Source organism: Natrinema hispanicum (genome assembly GCF_900111485.1).
In the GTDB taxonomy this organism is placed as follows: domain Archaea; phylum Halobacteriota; class Halobacteria; order Halobacteriales; family Natrialbaceae; genus Natrinema; species Natrinema hispanicum_A.
Map to the genome: position 1 here is coordinate 22,646 of NZ_FOIC01000016.1, position 23,812 is coordinate 46,457.

The following is a 23,812-nucleotide window of genomic DNA, read 5'->3' on the forward strand; positions in this document are numbered from 1 at the left end:
TCTCGATCGAGTCTCCATCGGTCGGATCTCGAGTGAGCAGCCACCCGGACCTTTATCATCTCGAACCAATTCGATGGTTTATGCACATTGACACCATCTCGTCCGCGCGGGAACTCGCGGACGCGATCCGACGCGGAGAGCGATCCTCGCTGGCAGTTGTCGAAGCCCTCCTCGAGCGGATCGAGGCGGCAAGCGACCTGAACGCCTACGTGACGCTCATCGCGGACGCGGCTCGGGAGCGTGCTCGCGAAGCCGACCGCGCGGCAGCGGCCGGCGAGGATCTCGGCCCGCTACACGGGGTTCCGGTCGCGATCAAGGATCTCCGGGATCGAAAAGCGGGCGTCCGAAACACGATGGGGCTAGCTCCGCTGTCGGACCACGTCGCCAGCACGGACTCGATCACCGTCGAGCGACTCGAGGCGGCTGGGGCAGTGATCGTCGGCACCACCAACACGCCGGCGCTTGCTCACACGATCAAGACCGACAACCGTCTCGTCGGGGCGACGGCGACGCCGTTCGACCTCGAGCGGTCGGCCGGCGGCTCCTCCGGTGGCTCCGCGGCGGCGGTCGCGGCCGGCCTCACGACGTTCGCCACCGGCTCGGACATCGGCGGCTCCCTTCGGGTGCCGGCGTCGTGTTGTAACGTCGTCGGCCTCAAACCCAGCTTCGGGCGCGTGCCGGCCGGTTCCCGGCTCGATTCTTTTGGCACACACACGCCGTTCATGATTGGCGGGCCGATCGGTCGGTCGACCGAAGACGTCGCGCTCGCGTTCGACATTCTCTCGGGACAGGACGACCGCGATCCGCTCAGCGTGCCGGACGGCGACGACGTGCTCCCGGCGACGGATCGGCTGGCAGACGACCTCTCCATCGGGTACAGCCCGAATCTGGATCTACAACCTGTCGACCCGACCGTCCGTGCGATCGTCGGCGACGCCGTCGACGACCTCGCGGCTGCGGGCGTGGCCGTCACCGATGTCGACGTCTCGCTGCCGGACTACGAACCGCTGCGATCGGCGTATTACACGCAGGTCGGCGGCTACTTCGCTGCGCTCGCGGCCCGAGTCGAGGAGCGGTTCGGGATCGACCTCGAGACTGCCGACGTCGAGGAAACACTTCTGTCAACGATCGCGCTGGCAAACGACACGAGTGCGGTCGAGGAACGACTCGCGAACGGCCTCCGGACGCAGGCCTACGACGCGATCGAGGACGCGCTGGCGGGCCACGATGCGCTCGTGACGCCGACGCTGACGGTACCTCCCTACGGGAAACGACTGGCCGACCGGTATCCGACGACGATCGACGGACAGGACGTCGACGGGATTCCGACCGATGCGATGCTCACCTGGATATTCAATCTGACCGGCCATCCGGCCGCGTCGGTCCCCGCAGGCCTTACAGACGATGGCCTGCCGGTCGGCCTGCAGATCGTCGGCCGCCGATATGCAGAGGCGGACGTGCTCGCGGTTGCTGCGGCCCTCGAGCGGGTCCGGCCGTGGACTGGCCACTATCCGGATAGCTGAACGGCGGTCCAAAACGGACCGAGCAGAGAGCCTGACAGCGAAAAGTCAGTTGTTCAGGCCTCGAGTGCGAGTCCCGCTTCGGCCAGTGCGTCCTCGGTCGAGAGATCGTCGTGGACGACGCCGGCGACCGCGCGGGCGATCGCTTCGGGGTCTTCGTGTTGGAAGATCGACCGGCCCATCGAGACACCGGCACCGCCGGCGTCCATCACGCCACGGACCATCTCGATGGTCTCGCGGTCGGTTCCCTTCGAGCCGCCGGCGATGACGACCGGCAGCCGGGTCGACTCGACGACGTGCTGGAAGCTGTCGGCGTCGCCGCTGTAGCCCGTTTTGACGATGTCGGCACCCAGTTCTTCGGCGAGGCGAACAGCGTGGCCGAGCGCGTCGGGGTCTTCGGGGTCGACGCCCGGGCCGCGGGCGTAGGCCATCGCGAGGACCGGCATCCCGAAGCGGTCTGCTTTCTCGGTGACCTCAGAGAGCTGGGTGAGCTGGTCGGGCTCGTGGTCCGAGCCGACGTTGATGTGGAAGGAGACGGCGTCGGCACCGGCACGGATCGCCTCCTCGACGGTGCCGGTCATGCGCTTGTCGTTCTCGTCGGGGCCGATCGTCGTCGAGCCATTGAGATGGACGATGTAGCCCTTGTCGTTCTTGTTGTCGTGGACGCGCGGCGCGATCCCCTTCTGTGTGAGAACCGCGTCCGCGCCACCGCTGGTGACGCCATCGATTGTCGATTCGATGTCTTTCAATCCCTGGACGGCACCGATTGTGATGCCGTGGTCCATTGGGACGATTACGTACGATCCGTCTGTCCCGATTCGATCGAGTCGTGCGTCAGTTCCGACAGTCATTGCGGGAGTGTAGCAAGCTTGCAGTTATGGCTGTTCTGGTTCCGGTGCCACTTCCTCGTCTGCCTCGTTCTCGGTCCCACGGCGTGCGCCGCGTTTGAGTTCCGCGGCTTTGGCCTCGAGCGCGTCGATCGCGTCGCTTGGATCGTCGCTCGAGGCGATCAGATCGATGAGTGCGCTGCCGACGATGACGCCGTCAGCGCCGGCCTCGATGATCTCGGCGGCGTGGTCGCCCTCGCTGACGCCGAAGCCGACTGCCTTGGGGACGTCGTACTCGGAGAGGCGTGCGAGACTGTCGTGGGTCGCTCCGGAGACGTTCGCGCGTGCACCCGTCGTCCCGAGCCGGGCCTGTACGTAGGCAAAGCCCGAAACCTGCGACATGATCGTCTCGAGGCGCTCGCCCTCGGTCGTCGGCGCGACGATGAAGACGAGATCGAGCCCATGATCGTCACAGGCCGCACGGAGCGGTTCGGACTCCTCGGCGGGCAGGTCAGGGACGATGATCCCCGAGAGCCCGGCTTCGGCGGCTCGCTCCACGAATGGCTTGACATCAGGCTCGGAGCCATACTGCAGGATCATGTTGTAGTAGGTCATCACCAGCAGCGGTGCCTCGGTCTCTATGTCATCGACCAGTTCGAAGAATCCCTGGGGGGTCGTTCCAGCATCGAGCGCGCGGTTGATCGCGGCCTGAATCGTCGGCCCCTCGGCGATCGGCTCCGAAAACGGGAGGCCGAGTTCGATCAGGTCCGAGCCGCCGCGATCCAGCGCCTCGACGTATTCTTTGGTATCCTCGAGCGAGGGGTCACCCGCCGTAATGTAGGTGATCAGGGCAGGGTGGTTCTCGCGAATGGCGGCTTCGATGTCGCTCTCGATCGATGTCTCGTCGCTCACTGGTCGAACACCTCCACGTCGGGAGCGGCCGCGAGATCGCGTTTTTCGGTCTCCTCGAGCACCGTCTCTAAGTCCTTGTCGCCACGGCCGGAGACGTTGACGACGACGAGATCGCCGAGGTCTTCGTGGGCCTCTTCAAGGAACCCGAGGGCGTGACTCGACTCGAGTGCGGGGATGATCCCCTCGAGTCGCGAAAGTCGGTGGAAGCCGTTGAGCGCGACCTCGTCGTCGACGCTGGCTGGCGTCACGCGGCCCGTCTCGACCAAATGGGAAAGTTCCGGACCGACGCCGGCGTAGTCGAGCCCCGCGCTGACGCTGTGGGATTCCATGATCTGGCCTTCCGTACTCTGGAGGAGCTTCGTCATCGCGCCGTGGAGAACGCCGTCAGTGCCCGTCGACAGCGTCGCGGAGTTGGGCGCAAGTCCTTCGTCTTCGTCGATCTCGAGGCTCGAGCCGCCGGCCTCGACGGCATAGAGGTCGACGTGCTCTCGCGGGCTTTGCCCGCTCGAGTCATCCGCGGAGCGTGGCTCCGCGCTCTCCTCGTCTGGAACGAACGCGTGGAAGGTCCCCATCGTGTTCGAGCCGCCGCCGGCGCAAGCGACGACGCTGTCGGGCAAGCGGCTGGCCTGCTCCTGAATCTGTTTCCGGGCTTCCGTGCCGATGACCGACTGGAAGTCCCGGACCATTTTCGGGAACGGGTGTGGACCGACGACCGAGCCGATCACGTAATGCGTTCGCTCGACGGTGGTCGCCCAGTCGCGCATCGTCTCGTTAATCGCCTCCTTCAGAGTGCCGCTGCCGGCCTCGACCGGGTTCACCTCGGCCCCGTTCATCCGCATCCGGTAGACGTTGGGCCGCTGGCGGTTGACGTCGGTCCGGCCCATGTAAATCTCACAGGGCATGTCGAGATGGGCGGCGGCCATCGCCGTCGCGGTGCCGTGTTGGCCCGCACCGGTTTCGGCGATGATCCGCTCTTTGCCCATGTACTTCGCGAGCAGCACCTGTCCGAGCGCGTTGTTCAGCTTGTGAGCCCCGCCGTGGAGCAGATCCTCGCGCTTGAGGTAGATCTCGCGGTCGTAGCGCTCGCTCAGCCGATCCGCACGCTGGAGCGGCGTCGGTCGCCCGCCGAACTCTCGCATCCGCTCGCGGAATTCGTCCATGAAGCCATCCTCGTTTTCGAGGACGTAGCGCTCGTAGGCGTCCTCGAGTTCCTGAACGGCTGGCATCAGCGCCTCGGGGACGTACTGGCCGCCGTAGTCGCCGAACGTTCCCGTTCGACTGCTCTTTCCGTCGCGTTCGCGTTCCGTGCTCATATCTAACAGTCTCCGTCGTGGTCGCTTGATTTCGCATCTACCAGTCGGCGCGTGTTCCCGGTCACGTCGCTGTCGCCTGCGCCGTGGTCCATGATGGCGCTGCCGACGAGCAACGCGCCGGCACCCGCTTCGCGCATCCGTCGCACGTCGGCCGGCGACGAGATTCCGCTCTCGGCGATCAGTGTCACGTCATCCGGTACCTCGGTTGCCACTGACTCGAAGGTTTCGAGGTCAACCTCGAGTCGGGCCAAATCGCGATTGTTCACGCCGATAATTTCGGCCCCTGCCTCAAGGGCGGTCTCGAGTTCCGCCTGATCGTGAACCTCGACCAGCGGCTGAAAGCCGCGCTCGCGGGCGGCGGCGATGAGTCCCTCGAGGTCGTCGACGAACCGCGCGATCAACAACAGAAGGTCGGCCTCGACGATATCCATCCCGGCTTCGTCGAGGACGAAGTCCTTGCGCAAGACGGGAACATCGACGGCCTCACGAATCCGACTCAGCGCGTCGGGCGAGCCGCCGAAATGGGTCGGCTCGGTGAGGACCGACAGCGCCGCCGCGCCGCCGTCGACCATCGCCTGCGCCAACGCGACTGGGTCGTCGTCTCGTGTCCCATCGGCCGTCGGACTCGTCGGTTTTACCTCCGCGATCACTGGGACTCGCCCCGCGGCCTCGGCGTCGGCCAGCGCGTCGGGCAGCGAGCGCGCGTCGACGGAAACGACGCCGTCACCACCCGACCGCTCCCGTGCCGCCTCGAGAATCGACTGCACCGCGGGAGCGAGCTCCGTTTCGGAGTTCATTATTGTACATCGACGTACTCATATGTACATAAGGCTTGCGCCATCGTGACGCAATCGCGGGTCTCACGAGTTCGTCGTCGGCAGGACTGACACGCTCGAACCTAACGAGTTTTGGCGAAGAGAAGGGCGGATGGGATACGGGTGAGGACGCTACCGAAGCTGGAACGAGTCGCTCTCGTCGTCTAACTCATCCAGGAGGAGCACTTCGTCTTCCTCGTCCTCGAGTCGGTCCTGGAGCTCGTTGACGTAGCCTTTGTACTCGTCGAGTTGTTCCCGAAGGTGCTCGGCCTCGAGTTCCAGCCGCTCGTGCTCGCGGATGAACCGTTTTGGCACTTCGACGGTCGGCGGGAACGAGACCTCGTCGTTGTCCTCGCTCGTGCGAGCCTCGAGATCGGCTTCAGGGACGACCTCGACCTGTCCGTCGTGTTCGACGAGCTGGTCGACGTAATCCCGGAAGACCGCAGACAGCGAGATATCGCGCTCGGCGGCGATCTCCTGTAGCGCCTCGAACGCGTCCTCATTCACCCGAAACGAGATGGTCTTGTTCTTGTTCCCCATCGATGTCCCTAGTCGTCGTTCACGGAACTTAATCATTCGTCAGACGACCGGCTCTGACCGGGTTGGCGACTCTCCACACTTGCGTGTCGACGGCCACATCGTCGCGATGGGTCCGACCCGACAGGCTATCCGCACGGGGCACCAACACTACGTGATGCTGACAGACACGCCGGGACTCCACCACGTGACGGGGATCGTCGGGGACGCCCAGGATGCTATCGACTTCTACAGCGGCGTGCTTGGCCTTCGCCTCGTCATCCAGACGGTAAACTTCGAGGACATCCTCCAGCACCACCTCTACTTCGGCGACGCCGCCGGCACGCCGGGAACGGTTCTGACGCAGTTTCCCGACCCCCACGGCGACCCCGGCCGGCACGGGTCGCCGCAGGTCGAATCGGTGTCGTTCGTCGTCCCGTCCGGCACGCTCACACACTGGCACGCGCGACTCGAGGCCCACGATCTCGCTGTCGAGGGGCCACTCGAGCGATTCGGTGACCGAGTACTGCGACTCGAAGATCCTGCAGGAACGCGGATCGAACTCGTCGCTGGCCCGTCGGTGCCGAGCGATATCGACCCCTGGACTGCGGGATCTGTCCCGGCGGCAGACGCGATTCGAGGACTCCACGGCGTGTCGACACTCTCTACCAACCCCTACGCGACGGCCGGGCTACTCGAGACGCTGGGGTTCGAGTACGAGACGGAAACCGACGATCGGGTTCGGTACCGAGCACCCGGGACGCGAGCTACAGTCGTCGACGTGCTCGACCGCGACGTTCCGTTCGGTCGCGAAGGAGCGGGGACGCTCCACCACGTTGCGGTTCGAGTCGAGGGCGAAGCCGACCTCCACGAGTGGCGGACGCTCTTCGACGACCGCGACTACGACGTCTCGCGGGTCAAAGACCGCCACTTCTTTCACTCGCTGTACGTCCGTGAGCCAGGTGGAATCCTCTTCGAGTTGGCGACCGAAACCGACGGCGTCGCGGCGAGTGACGATGCGGGCGCTCCCGGCGAGTCGTTATACCTGCCCGACCGATTCGAGGCCGACCGCGACCTGATCGAGAGCCAGCTCCCAACGTTGCGGGTTCCGACGGGACGAGACAAGTATCGATGACGGGGTCGGGAGGGTATCGGTCGATGGACTCCGTTTCTGGCCCCCATGCCGGTCAGCCGTTGCTTACGGCCGGTGCACCTGCACTGGCCGCCAACGCTGCCCTCGTCGCCTGTCACGGCCGCGGCGCGACTGCACAGGGCGGTATCAACCTCTTCGACCCGGCCTCCCGACACGGCGTCGCCGTCTTCGCGCCACAGGCCGACCGAAGCCGCTGGTTCCCGCGACCCGCGAGTGCATCCCGGTCAGCCAACGAGCCGTGGCTCTCCTCGAGTGTCGACTGTGTCGCGGCCGCACTCGAAGCCGCCCGGGCGATCGACGTGCCGTCCGAACGGACCGTCCTCGTCGGCTTCTCACAGGGTGCGTGCGTCGCCGCCGAGTTCGTCCGACGCAACCCGGCTCGCTACGGTGGTCTCGCCCTCCTCTCGGGGACACTTCCGGGGACGATCGACGAGCTTGGCTCGACGTCGATCGATGGCTCGCTCGCGCGAACACCAGTCCTGGTCGGCTACGGCAAAGCCGATCCGCACGTCGACCGCGCGGGCGTCGCCGAGACGGTTCGTACGTTCGAGCGAGCGGATGCCGTCGTCGACGAACGGTGCTATTCCGACACCAGACACGAGGTTACCGACGACGAGTTCGCGGCAATCGGCACGCTCCTCGAGGAGATACTGAACGACTAACTCACGACTCGGCCGGTATCGATCGAACCGCGAAAAATCGAGACAGGCGAGCTCAGACCGTCGCTTCCGCGTCGTCGTTTCCGATGGTCTCTAAGCTCTCGAGTGCCTGAATCACGTCGTTACGGTAGTTGACCACCGGCGAGTCGTACTGCTCGCGGGCCATCTGGGCGTACTCGTTCGTCGGTGCGGTCGAGGCGCTTTCGGGAGCCTCCTGTTCGCTTTCCCACGCTTCGAACGCCTCAATGCGGTCAAGCGTGCGCTCGGCGGTTTCGACGACCCACCGATCGCGCGTCTCGTCGTCGACGACCGAGATCGATTCGGGTCGCAGGGAGACGTTGATGGTGCCATCGTCGGTCTCGTATGTGCGGGGTTTACCGACAATGGAGACGTACGCCGGCGGTTCCGTCTCTCGCAGAACCGAGGCGGCCTCGGGCTGGTACTGCCCGGCGTAGACGAAGAACGTCCCCGTCGGGTCGACGACCCGGCCGCGCCAGTATTCGCTTTCCTCGCCGACGTCTTCGGTTTCGGTCAAGGTCCCGGAAACGAACACGCGGTTCGCGCGATCGCCCGTCGGGAGCAATGCGTAGTTCGGCGCGCGCTCGTCGTCGCTCTCTTTGAAGGCGTACGTCGAATCGTTGAATTCCGATGCGAAGACGCGGCGGGCGACTTCGCGGGTAAGTTCAGACTGGCTCATGTTACATCGACCTCGCTTTGATCAGCAGTTCCTCTGGATCCGCTGGCCCGCCGAGTTCTTCGACGTCGTCGGCCAGGACGTACCGGCCGAACGTCGGCCCCTCGATGTGGTAGTAGGTACCGACGATATCCTCTCTAATCTCGTCGGCGACGATGGTCGTATCCAGCGCGTCCATCGCCATCTCCTTTGCTTCCTCGAGACTGAGCCCGGTCAACTCCTCGGTGGCGTCCTTGTCGAAGATGACTTCGTGGGCGTCGATGCCGTCGTCGACGACGGCTTTGATCCGGAGGTCGAACTCGCCTTCGACCTCACCGTGTTCGTTACAACGGCCGTTCTGGAGGACGCGGGTACAGTCGTCCTCCGGGCAGCGCTTGATGAGGCCACTGCCGCGTTGCATGTCGACCAGTGCGCCTTCGACCTCGCTGGTGTCGTTGCCGACCTCTATGTCCTCGTCGAGTTCCTCGATCACCGTCGTCGAGTTGAGTTTGACCGAGTACCGGCCCTGGTACTCGTCAGTGACGACGTTGCGAAGTTCGTAGACGCCGCCCTCCTCGAGTGCGGGGAGCTCTGATTTCGCCCACTTGGTGAACTTGATCGTCCCGGTCGGGTCGCCCAGCAGACCGACCTGCGCGACCGAGTCGCTCCGTGGGTCCCAGAGTTCGATGACCTTCGCGGTGAGGTCGATCCACTCTTCGGGTTCGTCGACATCCTCGATTTTTGCCGCCTCGCTGTCGCCACCCGAGATGTCCTCACGCTCTAAGCCGGCTTCCTCGAGGTAGTGATTCGTGACGCTCCGGCGTGCCTCGTCCATCGGCACTTTGTACTCGTCGACGAGCGTCGTCAGACGTTCTTCGACGTCCTCGATGTCGACGTCTATATGATCCGAAAACTGCGCATGTATGTCGTCCGCGTGCTGTCGTACGTCGCTCATAGTGTCTCGCCTCCTCTTTGGTTTCACTGGGAGGCATACCGCTGTTCGCGCCCCATCGTATTTAAAGTGAGGGGAGCGGAGTGAAAGTGAATCGCGGCGAAAGAAACCGCCAGCGGGCGTCGAGGGACATCTCGAGACCGTGGTCGTCGCCCATCGAGACACTGATCTGTCCTACTGCTCTGTGACCGCGAGTGCAGACTCGAGCGCGTCGCCGATAGCCTCTCTGCCGGCATCGTCGACGGCAACCAGCGGCGGGCGGACCGCGTCGGAGGGAATGACGCCGCGTTCGGCCAGTGCCGTCTTCGTCGCCGGGGCGAAATCGTGGGTCGTACACGCGTCGAACAGCGGTGCGATCGCGTCCCGCTGGAGTTCTCGCCCGCGCTCGTCGTCGGCGTGGTCGAATGCCTCCCGCAGTACCTCGGGGATGACGTTTGACAGGGCGTTGATCCCCCCATCCGCGCCCATGCGAAGCGCGGGCACCAGCAACGCGTCATACCCCTGTAGACACAGGAACTCGTCGGGCGTCCCCTCGAGCACCGAGAGGAAATATTCGAGATCGCCACTCGAGTCTTTGATCCCGACGACGTTGTCGTGTGCTACGATGGCGGCGACGGTCTCGGGTTCGATGCGCTGGCCCGTACACTGCGGGATGTTATACAACAGGACGGGCAGCGACGCCTCGTCGATGATGGCCTCGAAGAACCGCCGGTTGCCCTCGGGCGCGTTCGCGGTCGTGAAATACGGCGCGACGATCGCGGCGGCGTCTGCTCCCGCATCGGCGGCGCGGTCGATCGCGGTGACCGTCTCATCGACGCTTGTCGCACCAGCACCTGCGATGACCGGAACCTCGGCGTGGTCGACGGTCGTTTCGACGACGTGACGGTGCTCGTCGGCTGTCAAACTCGGATACTCGCCGGTCGTTCCGCAGGGAAAGACGGCGTCGATGCCGCCGTCCTGGAGGTGTGCGAGCACGTCGACGAGTGCCGATTCGTCAACCGAGCCGTCGTCGAACGGCGTCACCATTGGACAGGTAATTCCCTGCAGCGCGTTGCGAAGTGCCATGTCCGTGTTCGACGTGCGACCACGTCAAAATCGTTGCCATCGGTGACCCACGACCACGACGGGTAGCTGTAGTGTGACCGCTGCGTCGATCCGTCCGACAGTATATGTGTCCGGCAGTCGAACGAACGCATATGGCGGATCGGCGTCGGCTCGAGCGATTCGTGCGCTCGACGCTGCAGGGCGCAGGCGAGCAGTTCGAGGAGCTTCGCAGATCGACCGACGAGCAACTCGAGGAGGCCCGCGAGGCATACGAGATGGCGAAACACGCACGTCAGTTGCCGACCGATGAGGCGGGACGGGCGAAAATCGTCTGTCGGCGCTACGCCCAACAGCGGGCGGCGAAGCTCGACGACGAGTACCGACCGGCCTGTTACGAGGCGGGTCATCCTGACTGTGAGGGGTGTGCAGAAGACGTCCGCAACGGCCGAATCGAGACCTGGTGAGATGGATCGTCCCGTCGTCGCCTGCGTGCTGGCCGGCGGGCTCGGGAGTCGACTCTATCCTGCGAGCCGACGTGACCGACCCAAACAGTTGCGGTCGCTCGTCGGCGAGCGCTCGTTGCTCGCACGGACGATGGACCGAACGGCGTTTGCCGACGAACAGTACGTCCTGACCCGCGAGTCGTTCGCCGACACAGTCTCCGAGCACGCACCACAAGCGGGCGTGCTGGTCGAACCGGCCGGGAAAGACACCGGACCGGCGCTGGTCTATGCGGCCTGGCGGCTCCGCAAGCAGTTCGACACGGAGCCGGTCTTGATCTGTCTCCCCAGTGACCACTACGTTGCCGACGACGCGGCGTTTGCAACACGGCTCGAGCGCGCCGCCGAGATCGCCGTCGAAACAGGCGGGCTGGTGACGGTCGGCGTCGAACCGACGCGGCCGTCGCCGGGCTATGGATACGTCGTTCCCACCGACGGACTCGAGGCCGACACCGACGACTACGCAGCCGTCACGCAGTTCACCGAGAAACCCGACCGCGAACACGCACGCGAACTCATCGATGCCGGTGCGTACTGGAACGTCGGCGTCTTCGCCTGGAAACCCAGTGCCCTGTTAGCCGCGGCGCGAAACTCACCGCTCGCGCCGCTGGTCGAGTCACTCGCAGCTGGCGACCCCCGCGGCGGCTTCGAGGCTGTCGAGGCCAGCAGCGTGGATTACGCAATCATCGAGCGCGCGACAAACGTCTTCGTGACGCCGCTATCGGTCGGCTGGGACGACCTCGGGACGTGGGACGCGGTTGGCCGGATCCTCGAGCGAGCGGGCGACGAGTCGAACGACGTCGTCGCAGGAAGGGTTCTCGCGATCGACGCCACTGGGAACGTCGTCGCTGCACCCGACGCCCACGTCTCGCTGCTCGAGGTCGACGATCTGATCGTGACGGCGTTCGGGAATCGACTCCTTATCGCTCCGCGGGATGCGTCGCAACGGGTTCGTGACGTGGTCGATCGCTTGCGCCATCGGGACGCCTTCTAATGCATCTGGCAACACGCCACACATCGGCTACGCTCGAGCGGTGATCGAGTGGTTCTGACTGCTGTTTGGCAATAAAAATCGAAGTTAGAATTCGCTCGCGACTATCAGGCTAGCTTGGCCTCGGTGTCACCGTTTGACGGCCACATCGCCCAGATGAGGACCGCAACGATGAGTGCCAGTCCCAGTGCGCCCGTCTCCACGACGGACAGCCTGATACCGAACCACGAGAGCACCGTTCGCAACTCGACGATCAGTGGCGTCAGGAACGCCATGATGACGAGGAGTCCGCCCTTCGAGATACGCATATTAGGGCATCACCCCACGCACGGACTCGAGGACGAGACTCGGGTCGACGACGACGCTTGGCTTCCAGGGGTCGATGCCGGGGCCGAACAGCCCACCGGCGTCGATGATGCTCGCAAGCGGGAGCGAGTAGGCGATGATCACGAGGACGACGGCGATCGAAGTCCAGAGCTTGAGGTTGTCGATGATCGCTGGCGAGTCCTCGGGGCCCGAGAGCGTGCCGGCATAGGTGTTGTCCGGAATCGCATCGCTGGTGGAGCCACCGATGGTCGTCAGGACCATGTTCGTGATGAACAGGTACACCGAGAGGGTCAGCAACGCCGCGCCCAGAGCGACCTGTGCGTCGATCTCAGCGACGGTGCCGACGGCGGGATCGAAGCTAAAGCCCTCGTACTGCGGTTCAGCAGTCCGACGGGGTATCCCGAACAGCCCGGCCCGGTGCATCGCGTTCGACATGAACGTCATGCCGATGAACCACAGCACGACCTGGACCAGCCCGAGCGAGCGGTTCCAGATCTCTTTGCCGGTCAACTGTGGGATGAACCAGTAGGACGCCGCCATGAAGGTCAACGCGACGGCGGTGCCGACTGTGAGGTGGAAGTGACCGACGACCCACCAGGAGTTGTGAACGAGGTAGTTGATGCTCAGGCCGGCGTTGATCATGCCGGAGAAGCCACCGGCAGCGAACATGAGGCCGGCAAGCGCCATCCCGGTAAATGCCGGGTCACGCCATGGAAGTGCCTTGAGCCAGCTGAGGTAGCCCTCACCGCCGCGCTGGCGCGCGCCGTGTTCCATGCTGGCGACGACGGTAAACGCGGTCAGCAGGCTTGGCAACAGCAGGAACATCGTGTTCGTCATCGCGATGAACTTGAACCCTTCCGCGATGCCGGGATCCAGATACTGGTGGTGGATCCCAACCGGCGTCGACAGGATCAGGAACAGCACGAAGACGACACGTGCGAGCGGATCGCTGAACAGCTTGCCACCGGAGAGCTTCGGCAGCATGGTGTACCACAGCATGTACGCCGGCATCAGCCAGAAGTACACGACTGGGTGGCCGAAGAACCAGAACAGCGTCCGGGTGAGCAGCGGGTTAACGGAGTCGATGATCCCCAGCGACCACGGGAGCAGGAACGCGAGGATCGAGATGGCGACACCGATCGAGCTGAGATACCAGAACAGCATCGTCGTCAACGCCATGAACGTCGGCAGCGGGATCCGTTCGTCGGGATTGTCCTTCTTCCAGGCCCACCATGTCCGGAACCAGTCGAAGCCAGCGAGCCAGGTCCCGACGACGAACAGGACGAAGCCCACATAAAACGCCGGATGCGCCTGGAACGGCGAATAAAACGTATACAGGACGTCGGCGTTCATCGGAATCTGGTCGACGACGCCGCCGAGGATCGAGACGCCGACCAGGAGCGTTCCGAGCGACATCATTGCGTACCAGCCCCACGTAAAGCGGATGTCTTTGACACCGCGATCGAGGCTAGTCGTTACTGCCCAGGTGAAGATCCCCACGAGGAAGAAGATCGTGAACGTGATCACCAGCAACACGCCGTGGGCAGTCAACACGGTGTAGTAGTCCTGCGAGGGGATGAACCGCAAGACGTTCGTTCGGTGCAGGCCCTGAATGAGCCCGAGCGTCCCGCCGATCATCAGCGCGAGGAAGGAACTCCAGAGTGCGGCTCTGATTACGCGTGCCTCCTCTGGGAACTGGTCGATGTAGGCGTTACGCATCGCCATCACCTCCTTCGGTCGCGTTGGTGACCGTGAGCGTCCCACTTCCCTCGTGGCCGTCGACGGTCACCGTCCAGTCGTGATCGCCTGTTCCAAAGTCAGTCGTGTCGACCGCGAACTCGAGGGTTTCGCTGCCGTGTGCGGGCACCGTGACGTCCTGCTCGACGGTCTGATCCTGCTCGACGGTCTGATCCTGCTCGACGGTCTGATTGCCGATCTCGAGGGTTGCGGTCGTTTCGAGGTCGTAATTCATATCGTTGCTGACGGTGGTGTTGATCGTCGTCTGGTTGCCGAGCTGGGCCTCGTCGGGGGCCTCAGTCGACAGTTCGGTCAGATCGAACTCGTCTTCAGGAACGACGTTCAGTTTGCCTTCCATCGTGTGGTGGTATGCACCACAGTACTCGTTGCAGAGAATGCCGTACTCGCCGGGTTCGTCGAACTCGACGGTCATCTCTGAGACTTGTCCAGGGACGACCATCGTGTTCACGTTCGTCCCGGCGACAGTATAGCTGTGTGTCACGTCCCGGCTCGTCACGTAAAACGTCACGGTGCTGTTCGCCGGCACCGTGATCTCGCTTGGCGTGTACGCCCACGCCTGAGCGACGACGGCCGCCTCGTATTCGTTGCCACCGACGTGTGTGACGCCAGGGTCACTGAACCGCTCGTCGTCGTTGATCGTGTCCGGATCGATGGTGCCGCCATCGTCGTCGATCATGGCGATGCCGGGCCCGACCGCGCCGTACGTAATCGTCGCGATAAAGCCGACGATCAGCACCATCGCGACGGCCAGCCAGGTCTTTTCGTAGGTGTGAATGTTCATGCAAGCCCCACCACCGTCAACAGCACCCCGGTGACGGTCGGCCCGTTACCGAGGAACTCGATGAAGTACATGAATATCCACAGTGCCACCAGTATGAGAAAGTAGATCCCAACCAGAATCGCTGTTCCGATCGGATCGTACTCGTCGTGATCGAGTTCACGAACCTGATCGGTCTCATCAGTGGGATGCTTCCCATCCACCCCTTTTTCGATAGCCGAACTCATACGGAGTGGTAGGGAAAGGGCATGACTTACTGCCAATCATCATTCCCGGCCACTGGGAACGGGTTGGGGAATTAAGCTATCCACCGTCTAAACCAATGTGTATGAGCCTCGAGACACTCCAACCTCGACACGCGGCAGCTGTCGGGTTGCTTGCGTTGATCCCGCTTATCGTCTATGGAATCACGGATTCGGTATTCGCCGGTGGCGTCAGCATGCTCAACACTGGCCTCATCTACGGCTCGCTGTATCTCGCCATGTCACCGGTCGAGACGTCCCACGGCCACCATGGTGACGGCAGCGGCACCCTCGGCTAACGCTTTCAGTTCAGATGACCCTCGTTTCATCCGTATCGAGCCCGCTCTCGACCGCTCTTCCGCTTGAGTCCGGCGTCCACTCACTGATCGTACCGCTGATGGGTGCGTCGGTACCGTCGGGTGCCGTCCTCGAGCGCGTGAACCTGCTTTTGCTGTTCGTCGTCGGACTGCTGGCTGGCGCACACTGTTTGGGGATGTGTGGCCCACTGGTGACGGCGTATGCCGACCGGATCGGTGCGGCGAGCAGTAAACGCCGCGACGACACGCTCACCGGCTACGAGGTGCGCCAGCATGCGCTGTTTAACCTCGGTCGGACGGCCAGCTACGCTGTGGTCGGCGGCCTGTTCGGTCTGCTCGGGGCGATCACGATCGCCTCGAGCGAGGCCGTCGCCGCCATCGGCGACAGCGTCAGGGGCGTGACGGGAATCCTCGTCGGGATCGCGATCGTCACGAGCGGCCTGTACTATCTCCGGGGGCAAACTGCCGTTCCCGGTCACGGACTGCCGATCATCGGAACGGCCTTCCGCCGACTCTCCGATCTCCTCTCGAGCCGGATCGACCGCTACGCGACGTCGCCGGGGATTTTCGCACTCGGTGCGGTTCATGGCCTCATGCCGTGTCCGATCATCTATCCGGCGTACCTCTATGCGTTCGCGCTCGGCTCACCGACGCGCGGAGCGCTCTCACTCGCCGCTCTCGGGCTGGGGACGATTCCCACACTGTTCGCCTACGGGACCGTCCTGAACACGATCGGGCCCGACACGCGCGTTCGACTCCATCGTGGACTGGGGGCTGCGTTCGTCGTGCTCGGCTACATTCCCCTCTCACACGGGCTGATGCTGTACGGCATCCATCTGCCACACGTCCCGCTCCCGTACATTAACCTGTTCTAACGATGGGTGAGAATCCACAGCAGTCCGCGCAGTCGCCCGCGGCGGCAGCCAATGCAGGAACTGCGAACCCAACCGGCAACGGGTCACCGGCCGAGCCCGAGGCCGACACCGATACCTGCGACCTCTGTGAGCTGCCGACTCCGCCGACTCCGATCACCGAGCCCGACGTCGACGGCTCGTTTTGTTGTCAGGGCTGTCTCGAGGTCGCTCGGACGCTCGAGCGAACCGACGGCCCCGACGAGGCGGAGCTACAGTCACGACTGGACGACGACGGTCCCGACCTCGATGAGCTCGAGGGTGAGGACGCCTTCCTCGCGGTCGATGGGATGCACTGTTCGACGTGTGAAGCGTTCCTCGAGACGACCGCCGAACGCGAAGCGGGCGTCCGTGGCGTAACGGCCAGTTACGCGACGGACACGATCCGAATCGTCTACGATCCCGACGAACTCGCGGCTGACGAGCTTCCTGACATCGTTTCCGGCTACGGCTATACTGCGTCAGACCGCTCGAGTGCCGACGATGAAGACGCCGATGATCGGCTCGGTGCGCTCCTGTTCGGGGCCTTTTTCGGCATGATGGTCATGACGTGGTACATCCTGTTTCTGTACCCGACTTACTTCGGTTTCGAGCCGATCGCCGACTTCGGCGGCTATGACGGCATGTTTCTGACGGCGAACATCTGGGTGTTTACCTCGTTCGTTCTCTTTTATACCGGCTATCCGACCCTCCGCGGGGCGTACGTCAGCCTCCGGGCGGGTCGACCGAACATGGACCTGCTCGTTGCGCTCGCCGCACTCGGGTCGTATAGCTACAGCGCGATCGCGACTCTGCTAGGGCGGACCCACGTCTACTTCGACGTGACCGTTGCGATCATTATCGTCGTCACCGCGGGCACCCACTACGAGCAGGCGGTCAAACGCCGTGCGACCGGCCTCCTCTCTGAACTGACCGAACAGCAGGTCGACGAGGCCCGCCGTGAGAGCGGCGAGACGGTCCCCCTCGAGGACGTCGATCCCGGCGATCGCCTGCTCGTCCGTCCCGGCGAGCGGATCCCGCTCGACGGCAACGTCGCTGAAGGCTCGGCTGCCGTCGACGAGTCGCTCGTCACCGGTGAATCGCTGCCCGTCGGCAAGACGCTGGGTGATCCGGTTCGGGGTGGCACCGTCGTTACCGACGCCCCGCTCGTTGTCACCGTCGGCGACGAGGCCGAAAGCACGCTCGACCGGCTCGTTTCGCTGCTCTGGTCGATCCAGAGCGCCCGTCCAGGCGTCCAGCGACTCGCCGACAAGCTCGCGACGGTGTTCGTCCCGCTTGTCGTCATCCTCGCGGTCGGGACAACCGCCGTCTTGCTCGCGACCGGCTCGAGCGTCTCGCGGGCGCTGTTGATCGGGCTGACAGTCGTGATCGTCTCCTGTCCGTGTGCGCTTGGGCTCGCGACGCCGCTTGCGATCGCCGCGGGGATTCAGTCCGCCGCCGAGCGGGGGATCGTCGTCGCCGCGGAGACGATCTTCGAGGACGCCAGAGACGTCGATGTCGTCGTCCTCGACAAGACGGGGACGCTCACGACTGGGACGATGACCGTCGAAGACGTACACGCCGTCGATGACGTCGATGCCGACGAACTGCTCCGGCGGGCTGGCACCGTCGAGGCACTCTCCGAGCATCCGATCGCAGCCGCCATCGCGGACGCAGCATCCGAGTCTGCGACCGAGGACGCAACGACCGCCGTCGACGAGTTCGAGCGGGCCGACCGCGGTGTCAGCGGCTGCGTCGACGGCGACCGCGTCGTCGTCGGCCACCCCGACTTCCTCCGCGAGCACGGGCTCGCCGTTCCCGAGGCGCTCGCGTCTCGAATCACCGAAACCCGTGACGCGGGTGATGTACCGGTCGTCGTCGGCTGGGACGGGCAGGCTCACGGCGTGATCGTCGTCGGTGACTCACCGCGTGACGAACTCGATGACGCGCTCGAGACCCTCTCGTCGGGCCGCGACGTCGTCGTTCTGACTGGCGACGAGGGCGCGGCGGCCGATCGGTTCCGCGCGCTCGAGGGTGTCGACGAGGTCTTTGCCGGTGTTCCGCCGGAGGCAAAAGCCGAGACCGTCGACCGGTTGCGGAGTCGAGGGACGGTCGCGATGGTCGGCGACGGGAGCAACGACGCGCCCGCGTTGGCAACTGCGGACGTCGGAATCGCGATGGGCAGTGGGACAAAACTCGCGACTGACGCAGCCGACGCGGTGATCGTCGGCGACGACCTCGGTGCCGTCTCCGAGACGTTCGATATCGCGACGAGCACCCATCGGCGAATCCGGCAGAACCTCGGCTGGGCCTTTGCCTACAACGCGGTCGCGATCCCGCTGGCGGTGCTCGGCCTGTTGAACCCATTGTTCGCCGCCGTCGCGATGGCTGCCAGTAGCGCGCTGGTCGTCCTCAACTCCTCGCGGTCGATGTAGCCACGTGAGCCGACTCGGTTCGGCTGCCGGTTACTCCACTGTATCCTCGTCAGTTGTGACGACCCGCTCGAGTTCCCGGCGCTCGCCGTTTTCGTAGACGTAGGTCGTCTCCGCGTCCTCGTCGCGTGTCCGTCGATGACTGCCGTCACAGAAGGGAAACGACCCCGACAGGCCGCACTGACAGACCGCGATATCACCGTTTTCGTCGTCGATATCGGACGGCTCGAGTTTTCGTGGCCCCGTCGCCTCGAGTTCGACAAGTCGTGACATGACTTCGTCTCGGATCGCCGGCGACAAAACCTTTCGCTCGCATCGGGGGTCGTCGAACGGACGACTACGCCCGTTGCTGTCATACTGCACGGGTTCCGGGAACGGCAAGGTTCTTGGTATGGCTCTCGAATATCGGGGTACGCACAGCTATGTCGTCTCCTGCGGCAATGCCGACGGCGGTCGCACTCGCGGTCGTCAAAACGCTCGTCCTCATCGTCGGCGGCGTTATCACGTCGTTTGCGTACAAGGCCTATCGGCGAACCCGGCAGCCAGCCCTTGGCTATCTCACACTTGGGTTCGGACTCGTGACGCTCGGGCTGGTGCTCGCCGGCATGCTCTATGAGTTGCTCACTGTTCCGTTAATGACAGGCATCCTTTTCGAGAGCCTGCTAGTTCTGGCTGGCTTTCTCGTGATCGCGCATTCGCTGTACGTCACCTGACGTCTATCGGACGTCGATCGAACGCGAGATACGATCAATCACTCACGGACTGGTGTCCGGCAGTATACGAACCCAAACTGTTTTGGGATCACTCGTATGCGTGATCGGGCAATACGTCGGCACGCGGCAGGGAAATCTAGTAACTACTGAACGTCACTGCACACCTGCTTGCACGACTGCTGTGCGATCGGTGTGACTCGGTTCAGTTGGGACTAGCGAGCATTGACACGGTCTGCTGTCAGTGTCGGTGGGACCGCGACCGTCTTGGGGTCCTCCCGGTACCCAACAACAGGAAACCGTATGAACCATGGCGCTCCGCCCTGCCGTCGTACCCCCTTCTTTCCGACAGACTTCCCGAGATGATCGTCGACGAACGAGCAGCATCCGGGGCGGCCCAGCTGGTCGCGAACCTGCCGTAACCACCCAGACGTAAGTAGACAGCATCACGAGTGATGGGTATGAGCGGCGATCCCGTCTACGTAAGACCGACGTGGAGACGTGTTTCGAGTTGTCTGTATCGACTCCTCTCGACGAGTGATCGGCCATGAACGACGCCGACGACCCGGAACTGGCCGTCGGTGCTGACGCGTTCACGGACCAGGGTGCCGGTCTCGAGGTCGCGATCGTCGGCGCGGGTGCCATCGGTGCGACGACGGCCTACGATCTCGCACGTGAGGGTGCTGACGTAACGCTCTACGACCGCGGCAGCGTCGCAAGCGGTGCGACCGGCCGGGCCGCAGGGATCTGCTACGATGCCTTCGCGGATGGGCTCGACGCCGAACTCGCTGGCGAGGCGATCGAGCGCTTTCGCACACTCGCAGGCGACGATACCTTCCCGTTCATTGAATGTCCGTACGTCTGGCTCGCCCGCGAGGGCGACACCGGCCGGGCCGACGCGATTCGCGATCAGATACAGCGGATGCAGGACAACGGTGTCGTCGCTCTCGAGATGGACGGCAACGCACTCGCCGACCGGTTCCCGGCTCTGCGGACGGACGACGTTGCAGTCGCCGGCATCGCCGGCGCGGCAGGGTATGCCGATCCGGCCGCGTACACCGCCTGTCTCGCGGCTGCGGCTACCGGTGCCGGGGCGACCCTCGAGACCGACACGCCGGTCGACGTTCGAACCGACCCAGCGCGCGTCATCCGTCCGGATGGGACAGCCCACGACGTCGACGCAGTGGTCGTTACAGCAGGTGCACGCACGAAGGCGCTGCTCGCGGATGCGGGCATCTCCCTTGCCGTCAAACCCTATCGCGTGCAGGCGCTGATCGCTGCCGGCGATCTCACGGAACCGATGTGTTACGACGCGACGGGCGGCTTCTATCTGCGACCCCACGCGAACGGCGTCCTCGTGGGCGACGGCACTGAGAATCGCGAGGCGGACCCTGACAGCTACGACCGCGACGCTGATTCGACGTTCACTGCCGACATCCGTGATCGAGTTGCCCACCGGGTTCCGGGTCTCGCGGACGGCGGCCTCGAGCGGGCGTGGGCTGGCCTCTGTACGGCGACACCGGATCGAGATCCGCTCGTCGGCGCGGTCCGTGATGGGCTGTATGTCGCGACCGGTTTCCAGGGGCACGGCTTCATGCGTGCGCCGGCGATCGGACAGCGGCTTGCGGCAGAAATCTGTGGTCGCTCGGGGATCGACGCTTTCGACCCGACGCGGTTCGACGGCGACGAGTCGTTCGACATCGTCGATGGGATGTCGCTCAAGCAGCGCTATCGTAACAACTGAAACTGTTCACACGCTGCTCGCACAGCCAGTCTCACTCGTTGTCGACGGCGACCGGCTCCGCGTTCGAATCCGGGTCGGCGTCGTCGGATGTGTCGAGTCCTGCCTCCGTTTCGGTCGTGTCCCCGATCGCAGACGCCTTCGGGATTTCGACGCTCAGTGTCCCGGTTTCGGAGAGGCGCGCCGTCCCGGCATCCGGATCGACGACCGCGTCGGCCGGTAACTCGGCGTCACCGGATAGCGACATCCCCCGCCCGGGAAACTGCATCTCGTAACCCTCGTGAAACTGCCGGAACCGGTCGATCTGGATCCTGACGGTGCCATCGAGATAGCGGACCTGTACGTCGTCCGATTCGGCACCAGGCGCATCGAAGACGACGCGATAGGCGGTGTCGTTCTCGAGAATATCGACAGGAAGCGATCGGTGGTTCTGTACGCGACCGCTCGCACGGCCGACCTGACGGTAGAGGGCGTTGCCGAGCGACTTTCCGAGATCGTTGAACCTCACAGGGCGTCACCTCGGACGGTGCGTGCGGCGTGGGCGGCGGTTACGGAGACCGAGAGAAGGGCCTGACAGTACATGGCAGACATGACCGTGTGAACGGTTATGATCGCCCCGTAGATATCCCTTTTGTTCCGTACAAAAGAAACGTCTGACATGTGGATAGTTCACTTACAGTTCGACCCGCTCGAGGCAGTCAGTGCCGCCACAGACCGGACACGAAAGCTCCGAGAGCTCGACGTCGTCGGGCACGTCGTAGGTGTAATGATTCTCGAACAGATCGAGAAAACAATCCTCGTTGGTACAGACGAACTCTTCTGTCGCTGGCATAGCAGTGCCTAACGCTACGACGCCTATCAACACCGGGGTGGCGGAAAACTGGCGATGGGTTCGCTCGCGCGTGTAGTCACCGTTTTACCACTCGAGGCGCTACCGGGAGTCATGACTGACCCCGAGACGCTGTCGGTGACAATCGTCGACGGCTACGTCGACGAGCCCGCTCACTTCGGGGTGCCGCCGTACATCTCGACGTATCCCCGGTATACGGCCGGGGCGCTCGTCGACGCGGGGGTTCCCCGCGAGCAGATCACGTACCATACGATCGACGGGCTTCGCGACGATCCCGACCGCTGGCGGGATGTCGACGAGGCCGATCTCATGATCTATCTGGGGGGTATGACCGTCCCCGGAAAGTACGTCGGCGGCACGCCGGCCGAACCCGACGAGGTTCGCAAGCTCGCCTGGACCGCAAGCGGCACGAGCCTGATGGGTGGCCCCGTCAAGTTCGGCGTCGGCGACGAAAACGCCGGCGCGACCGAGACCGAACGGCAGGACTTAGACTTCGATTTCGTCGCCAAAGGTGACGTCGAGGCTGCCGTCTTCGACCTCGTCGAAAACGGCCTCGAGGGATTCAACAACCGCATGCGCGATGTCGACGAGGTATCGCGGTGGGCCCGGGAGGGTGCGTTCGTCGTCGACCAACACCCGAATCATCCCGATCACCTCATCGCCGAACTCGAGACCTCCCGTGGCTGTGCCTACCGGTGTTCGTTCTGTACGGAACCACTCTATGGCAATCCCTCGTTTCGGCCGCCACCGACCGTCGTCGGCGAGGTCGACGCGCTCTCCGATCACGGCGTGAAACACTTCCGGATCGGCCGCCAGGCCGACATCCTCGCCTACGGCGGCGACGGCGAAGCGCCCAACCCCGACGCCTTGCGCCAGCTCTACAGCGGTATCCGCGAGGTCGCCCCCGACCTCGAGACGCTGCATCTGGACAATATGAACCCCATCACGATCGTCGAGTGGCCCGAACAGAGCCGCGAGGGGATCCGGATTATCGCCGAGCACAACACGCCCGGCGACACGGCCGCGTTCGGCCTCGAGTCGGCCGATCCGGTCGTCCAGGAGGAGAACAACCTGAACGTTTCCGCCGAAGAGTGTTTTGAAGCGGTGCGGATCGTCAACGAGGAGGGCGGCTGGCGACCGGGCGAAGACCCCGATGACGCGCCGACGTTCGGCGACGACGCGCCACGGCGACTCCCCAAACTGCTGCCCGGAATCAACCTCTTGCACGGCCTCAAGGGAGAACGTGAGGAGACCTACGAGCGCAACATGGCATTCCTTCGGCGGGTCTACGACGAGGGTTACATGCTCCGGCGGATCAACATCCGGCAGGTGATGGCCTTCGACGGCACCGACATGTCCGATACCGGAGCCGAGATCGCCAACGAACACAAGAAGCTATTCAAACGCTACAAGAAGCAGGTTCGCGAGGAGATCGACAACCCGATGCTCGAGCGGGTCGCTCCCCCCGGCACTGTCCTGCCGGACGTTCATCTCGAGTATCATCAGGACGGAACGACCTTCGGCCGCCAGCTCGGTACCTATCCGTTGCTCGTCGGCATACCAGGAGAGCGCGCGCTCGGCCAGACGATCGACGTCGCGGTCGTCGATCACGGCTACCGCTCGGTGACGGCCGTCCCCTATCCGCTCGATCTCAACGCGGCGTCGATGGACGAACTCACCGCCATCCCCGGTATCGGCTCCAGTACCGCCGGTGATATCGTCGTTGATCGCCCCTACGAGTCGGTCGCCGACGCCGGGCTCGACACGACGGTCGATCTCTCCCAGTTCGTTACAACCCGGCCGCTCGAGCGTGTGAACTGACCGCAATCGCGTCTGATTCGCCCCATGAACGGACGCTTTTTCCGTCAATTGGCAGTTCTGTGTCGGTAGTT

The 23,812-nt window shown here is 64.0% G+C and carries 26 protein-coding genes; 11 read left to right on the forward strand and 15 right to left on the reverse strand.

Annotated features, from left to right (window positions below):
* The first annotated feature begins 80 nt into the window (after positions 1–80).
* Positions 81–1,523 (forward strand): amidase, encoded by a 1,443-nt coding sequence (locus tag BSG09_RS13850; RefSeq protein WP_092934110.1) that lies wholly within the window; start codon positions 81–83, stop codon positions 1,521–1,523.
* Between the two features lie 53 nt (positions 1,524–1,576).
* On the opposite strand, the gene BSG09_RS13855 is transcribed toward BSG09_RS13850, so the two are convergent.
* The 5 genes from BSG09_RS13855 to BSG09_RS13875 form a co-directional block, all read right to left on the reverse strand.
* Entirely contained in the window at positions 1,577–2,371 is a 795-nt protein-coding gene (locus BSG09_RS13855) for a 2-amino-3,7-dideoxy-D-threo-hept-6-ulosonate synthase (protein ID WP_092934111.1), read from the reverse strand.
* 24 nt (positions 2,372–2,395) lie between these two features.
* A complete protein-coding gene (gene trpA / locus BSG09_RS13860) occupies positions 2,396–3,259 on the reverse strand; it encodes a tryptophan synthase subunit alpha (protein WP_092934113.1) in 864 nt (287 codons plus the stop codon).
* Positions 3,256–4,572, reverse strand: coding sequence for a tryptophan synthase subunit beta (gene trpB / locus BSG09_RS13865; RefSeq protein WP_092934115.1), 1,317 nt, complete (start codon positions 4,570–4,572; stop codon positions 3,256–3,258). Before trpB ends, trpA begins: the two co-directional genes overlap by 4 nt.
* A gap of 2 nt (positions 4,573–4,574) precedes the next feature.
* Complete coding sequence (gene trpC, locus BSG09_RS13870) at positions 4,575–5,369, reverse strand: indole-3-glycerol phosphate synthase (RefSeq protein ID WP_092934117.1); 795 nt, start codon at positions 5,367–5,369, stop codon at positions 4,575–4,577.
* Between the two features lie 150 nt (positions 5,370–5,519).
* Entirely contained in the window at positions 5,520–5,927 is a 408-nt protein-coding gene (locus BSG09_RS13875; protein WP_092934119.1) for a ribbon-helix-helix protein, CopG family, read from the reverse strand.
* A gap of 154 nt (positions 5,928–6,081) precedes the next feature.
* On the opposite strand from BSG09_RS13875, the gene BSG09_RS13880 reads away from it, so the two are divergent.
* Both BSG09_RS13880 and BSG09_RS13885 read left to right on the forward strand, forming a co-directional pair.
* On the forward strand, positions 6,082–7,038 hold the full coding sequence (locus BSG09_RS13880) for a VOC family protein (RefSeq protein WP_092934208.1): 957 nt from the start codon (positions 6,082–6,084) through the stop codon (positions 7,036–7,038).
* Positions 7,035–7,718 carry an alpha/beta hydrolase gene (locus BSG09_RS13885; RefSeq protein WP_092934121.1) on the forward strand — a complete coding sequence of 228 codons (684 nt, stop codon included), beginning with the start codon at positions 7,035–7,037 and terminating at the stop codon, positions 7,716–7,718. The genes BSG09_RS13880 and BSG09_RS13885 overlap by 4 nt, the downstream gene beginning before the upstream one ends.
* Before the next feature lie 52 nt (positions 7,719–7,770).
* On the opposite strand, the gene BSG09_RS13890 is transcribed toward BSG09_RS13885, so the two are convergent.
* The 3 genes from BSG09_RS13890 to dapA form a co-directional block, all read right to left on the reverse strand.
* Complete coding sequence (locus BSG09_RS13890; protein ID WP_092934123.1) at positions 7,771–8,412, reverse strand: RPA family protein; 642 nt, start codon at positions 8,410–8,412, stop codon at positions 7,771–7,773.
* 1 nt (position 8,413) lies between these two features.
* The gene (locus tag BSG09_RS13895) at positions 8,414–9,343 is read right to left on the reverse strand and encodes a replication factor A (protein ID WP_092934125.1); all 930 of its coding nucleotides are present in this window, start codon (positions 9,341–9,343) and stop codon (positions 8,414–8,416) included.
* 171 nt (positions 9,344–9,514) lie between these two features.
* The gene (gene dapA, locus BSG09_RS13900; protein WP_092934127.1) at positions 9,515–10,405 is read right to left on the reverse strand and encodes a 4-hydroxy-tetrahydrodipicolinate synthase; all 891 of its coding nucleotides are present in this window, start codon (positions 10,403–10,405) and stop codon (positions 9,515–9,517) included.
* 131 nt (positions 10,406–10,536) lie between these two features.
* Here dapA and BSG09_RS13905 point away from each other — a divergent pair, with 131 nt between their 5' ends.
* Both BSG09_RS13905 and BSG09_RS13910 read left to right on the forward strand, forming a co-directional pair.
* Complete coding sequence (locus tag BSG09_RS13905; protein ID WP_008009022.1) at positions 10,537–10,848, forward strand: DUF7091 family protein; 312 nt, start codon at positions 10,537–10,539, stop codon at positions 10,846–10,848.
* Position 10,849: 1 nt separating this feature from the next.
* Positions 10,850–11,878: a mannose-1-phosphate guanylyltransferase gene (locus BSG09_RS13910; protein ID WP_092934129.1), complete on the forward strand. Its 1,029-nt coding sequence runs from the start codon at positions 10,850–10,852 to the stop codon at positions 11,876–11,878.
* A gap of 104 nt (positions 11,879–11,982) precedes the next feature.
* On the opposite strand, the gene BSG09_RS13915 is transcribed toward BSG09_RS13910, so the two are convergent.
* The 4 genes from BSG09_RS13915 to BSG09_RS13930 are packed head-to-tail and all read right to left on the reverse strand — an operon-like array spanning position 11,983 to position 14,965.
* The gene (locus BSG09_RS13915) at positions 11,983–12,183 is read right to left on the reverse strand and encodes a CbaC protein (protein ID WP_092934131.1); all 201 of its coding nucleotides are present in this window, start codon (positions 12,181–12,183) and stop codon (positions 11,983–11,985) included.
* A 1-nt stretch (position 12,184) separates the two neighbouring features.
* On the reverse strand, positions 12,185–13,927 hold the full coding sequence (locus BSG09_RS13920; RefSeq protein WP_092934133.1) for a b(o/a)3-type cytochrome-c oxidase subunit 1: 1,743 nt from the start codon (positions 13,925–13,927) through the stop codon (positions 12,185–12,187).
* Complete coding sequence (locus tag BSG09_RS13925) at positions 13,914–14,741, reverse strand: cytochrome c oxidase subunit II (RefSeq protein WP_092934135.1); 828 nt, start codon at positions 14,739–14,741, stop codon at positions 13,914–13,916. The genes BSG09_RS13920 and BSG09_RS13925 overlap by 14 nt, the downstream gene beginning before the upstream one ends.
* The gene (locus tag BSG09_RS13930) at positions 14,738–14,965 is read right to left on the reverse strand and encodes a hypothetical protein (protein WP_092934137.1); all 228 of its coding nucleotides are present in this window, start codon (positions 14,963–14,965) and stop codon (positions 14,738–14,740) included. The genes BSG09_RS13925 and BSG09_RS13930 overlap by 4 nt, the downstream gene beginning before the upstream one ends.
* 101 nt (positions 14,966–15,066) lie before the next feature.
* Between BSG09_RS13930 and BSG09_RS13935 the strand changes: the two genes are divergently transcribed.
* Genes BSG09_RS13935 through BSG09_RS13945 form a run of 3 tightly spaced genes read left to right on the forward strand, consistent with a single transcriptional unit; the run spans position 15,067 to position 18,622 of the window.
* Positions 15,067–15,279, forward strand: a complete 213-nt coding sequence (locus BSG09_RS13935) for a cytochrome-ba3 oxidase subunit (protein ID WP_092934211.1) — start codon at positions 15,067–15,069, stop codon at positions 15,277–15,279.
* A 14-nt stretch (positions 15,280–15,293) separates the two neighbouring features.
* Complete coding sequence (locus BSG09_RS13940) at positions 15,294–16,172, forward strand: sulfite exporter TauE/SafE family protein (RefSeq protein WP_092934139.1); 879 nt, start codon at positions 15,294–15,296, stop codon at positions 16,170–16,172.
* A 2-nt stretch (positions 16,173–16,174) separates the two neighbouring features.
* Positions 16,175–18,622 carry a heavy metal translocating P-type ATPase gene (locus BSG09_RS13945; protein WP_092934141.1) on the forward strand — a complete coding sequence of 816 codons (2,448 nt, stop codon included), beginning with the start codon at positions 16,175–16,177 and terminating at the stop codon, positions 18,620–18,622.
* Positions 18,623–18,652: 30 nt separating this feature from the next.
* Here BSG09_RS13945 and BSG09_RS13950 read toward each other — a convergent pair whose 3' ends face one another.
* Entirely contained in the window at positions 18,653–18,892 is a 240-nt protein-coding gene (locus tag BSG09_RS13950) for a CDGSH iron-sulfur domain-containing protein (RefSeq protein ID WP_092934143.1), read from the reverse strand.
* A 149-nt stretch (positions 18,893–19,041) separates the two neighbouring features.
* Between BSG09_RS13950 and BSG09_RS13955 the strand changes: the two genes are divergently transcribed.
* The gene (locus BSG09_RS13955; protein ID WP_092934145.1) at positions 19,042–19,332 is read left to right on the forward strand and encodes a DUF7521 family protein; all 291 of its coding nucleotides are present in this window, start codon (positions 19,042–19,044) and stop codon (positions 19,330–19,332) included.
* 544 nt (positions 19,333–19,876) lie between these two features.
* Positions 19,877–21,073, forward strand: a complete 1,197-nt coding sequence (locus BSG09_RS13960; protein ID WP_092934147.1) for an NAD(P)/FAD-dependent oxidoreductase — start codon at positions 19,877–19,879, stop codon at positions 21,071–21,073.
* A 31-nt stretch (positions 21,074–21,104) separates the two neighbouring features.
* Here BSG09_RS13960 and BSG09_RS13965 read toward each other — a convergent pair whose 3' ends face one another.
* Positions 21,105–21,578 (reverse strand): Hsp20/alpha crystallin family protein, encoded by a 474-nt coding sequence (locus tag BSG09_RS13965; protein WP_092934150.1) that lies wholly within the window; start codon positions 21,576–21,578, stop codon positions 21,105–21,107.
* 165 nt (positions 21,579–21,743) lie between these two features.
* Positions 21,744–21,902: a DUF7559 family protein gene (locus BSG09_RS20860; protein ID WP_175542208.1), complete on the reverse strand. Its 159-nt coding sequence runs from the start codon at positions 21,900–21,902 to the stop codon at positions 21,744–21,746.
* Positions 21,903–22,013: 111 nt separating this feature from the next.
* On the opposite strand from BSG09_RS20860, the gene BSG09_RS13970 reads away from it, so the two are divergent.
* Positions 22,014–23,741, forward strand: coding sequence for a radical SAM protein (locus tag BSG09_RS13970; RefSeq protein ID WP_092934152.1), 1,728 nt, complete (start codon positions 22,014–22,016; stop codon positions 23,739–23,741).
* The last annotated feature ends 71 nt before the right edge of the window (positions 23,742–23,812 follow it).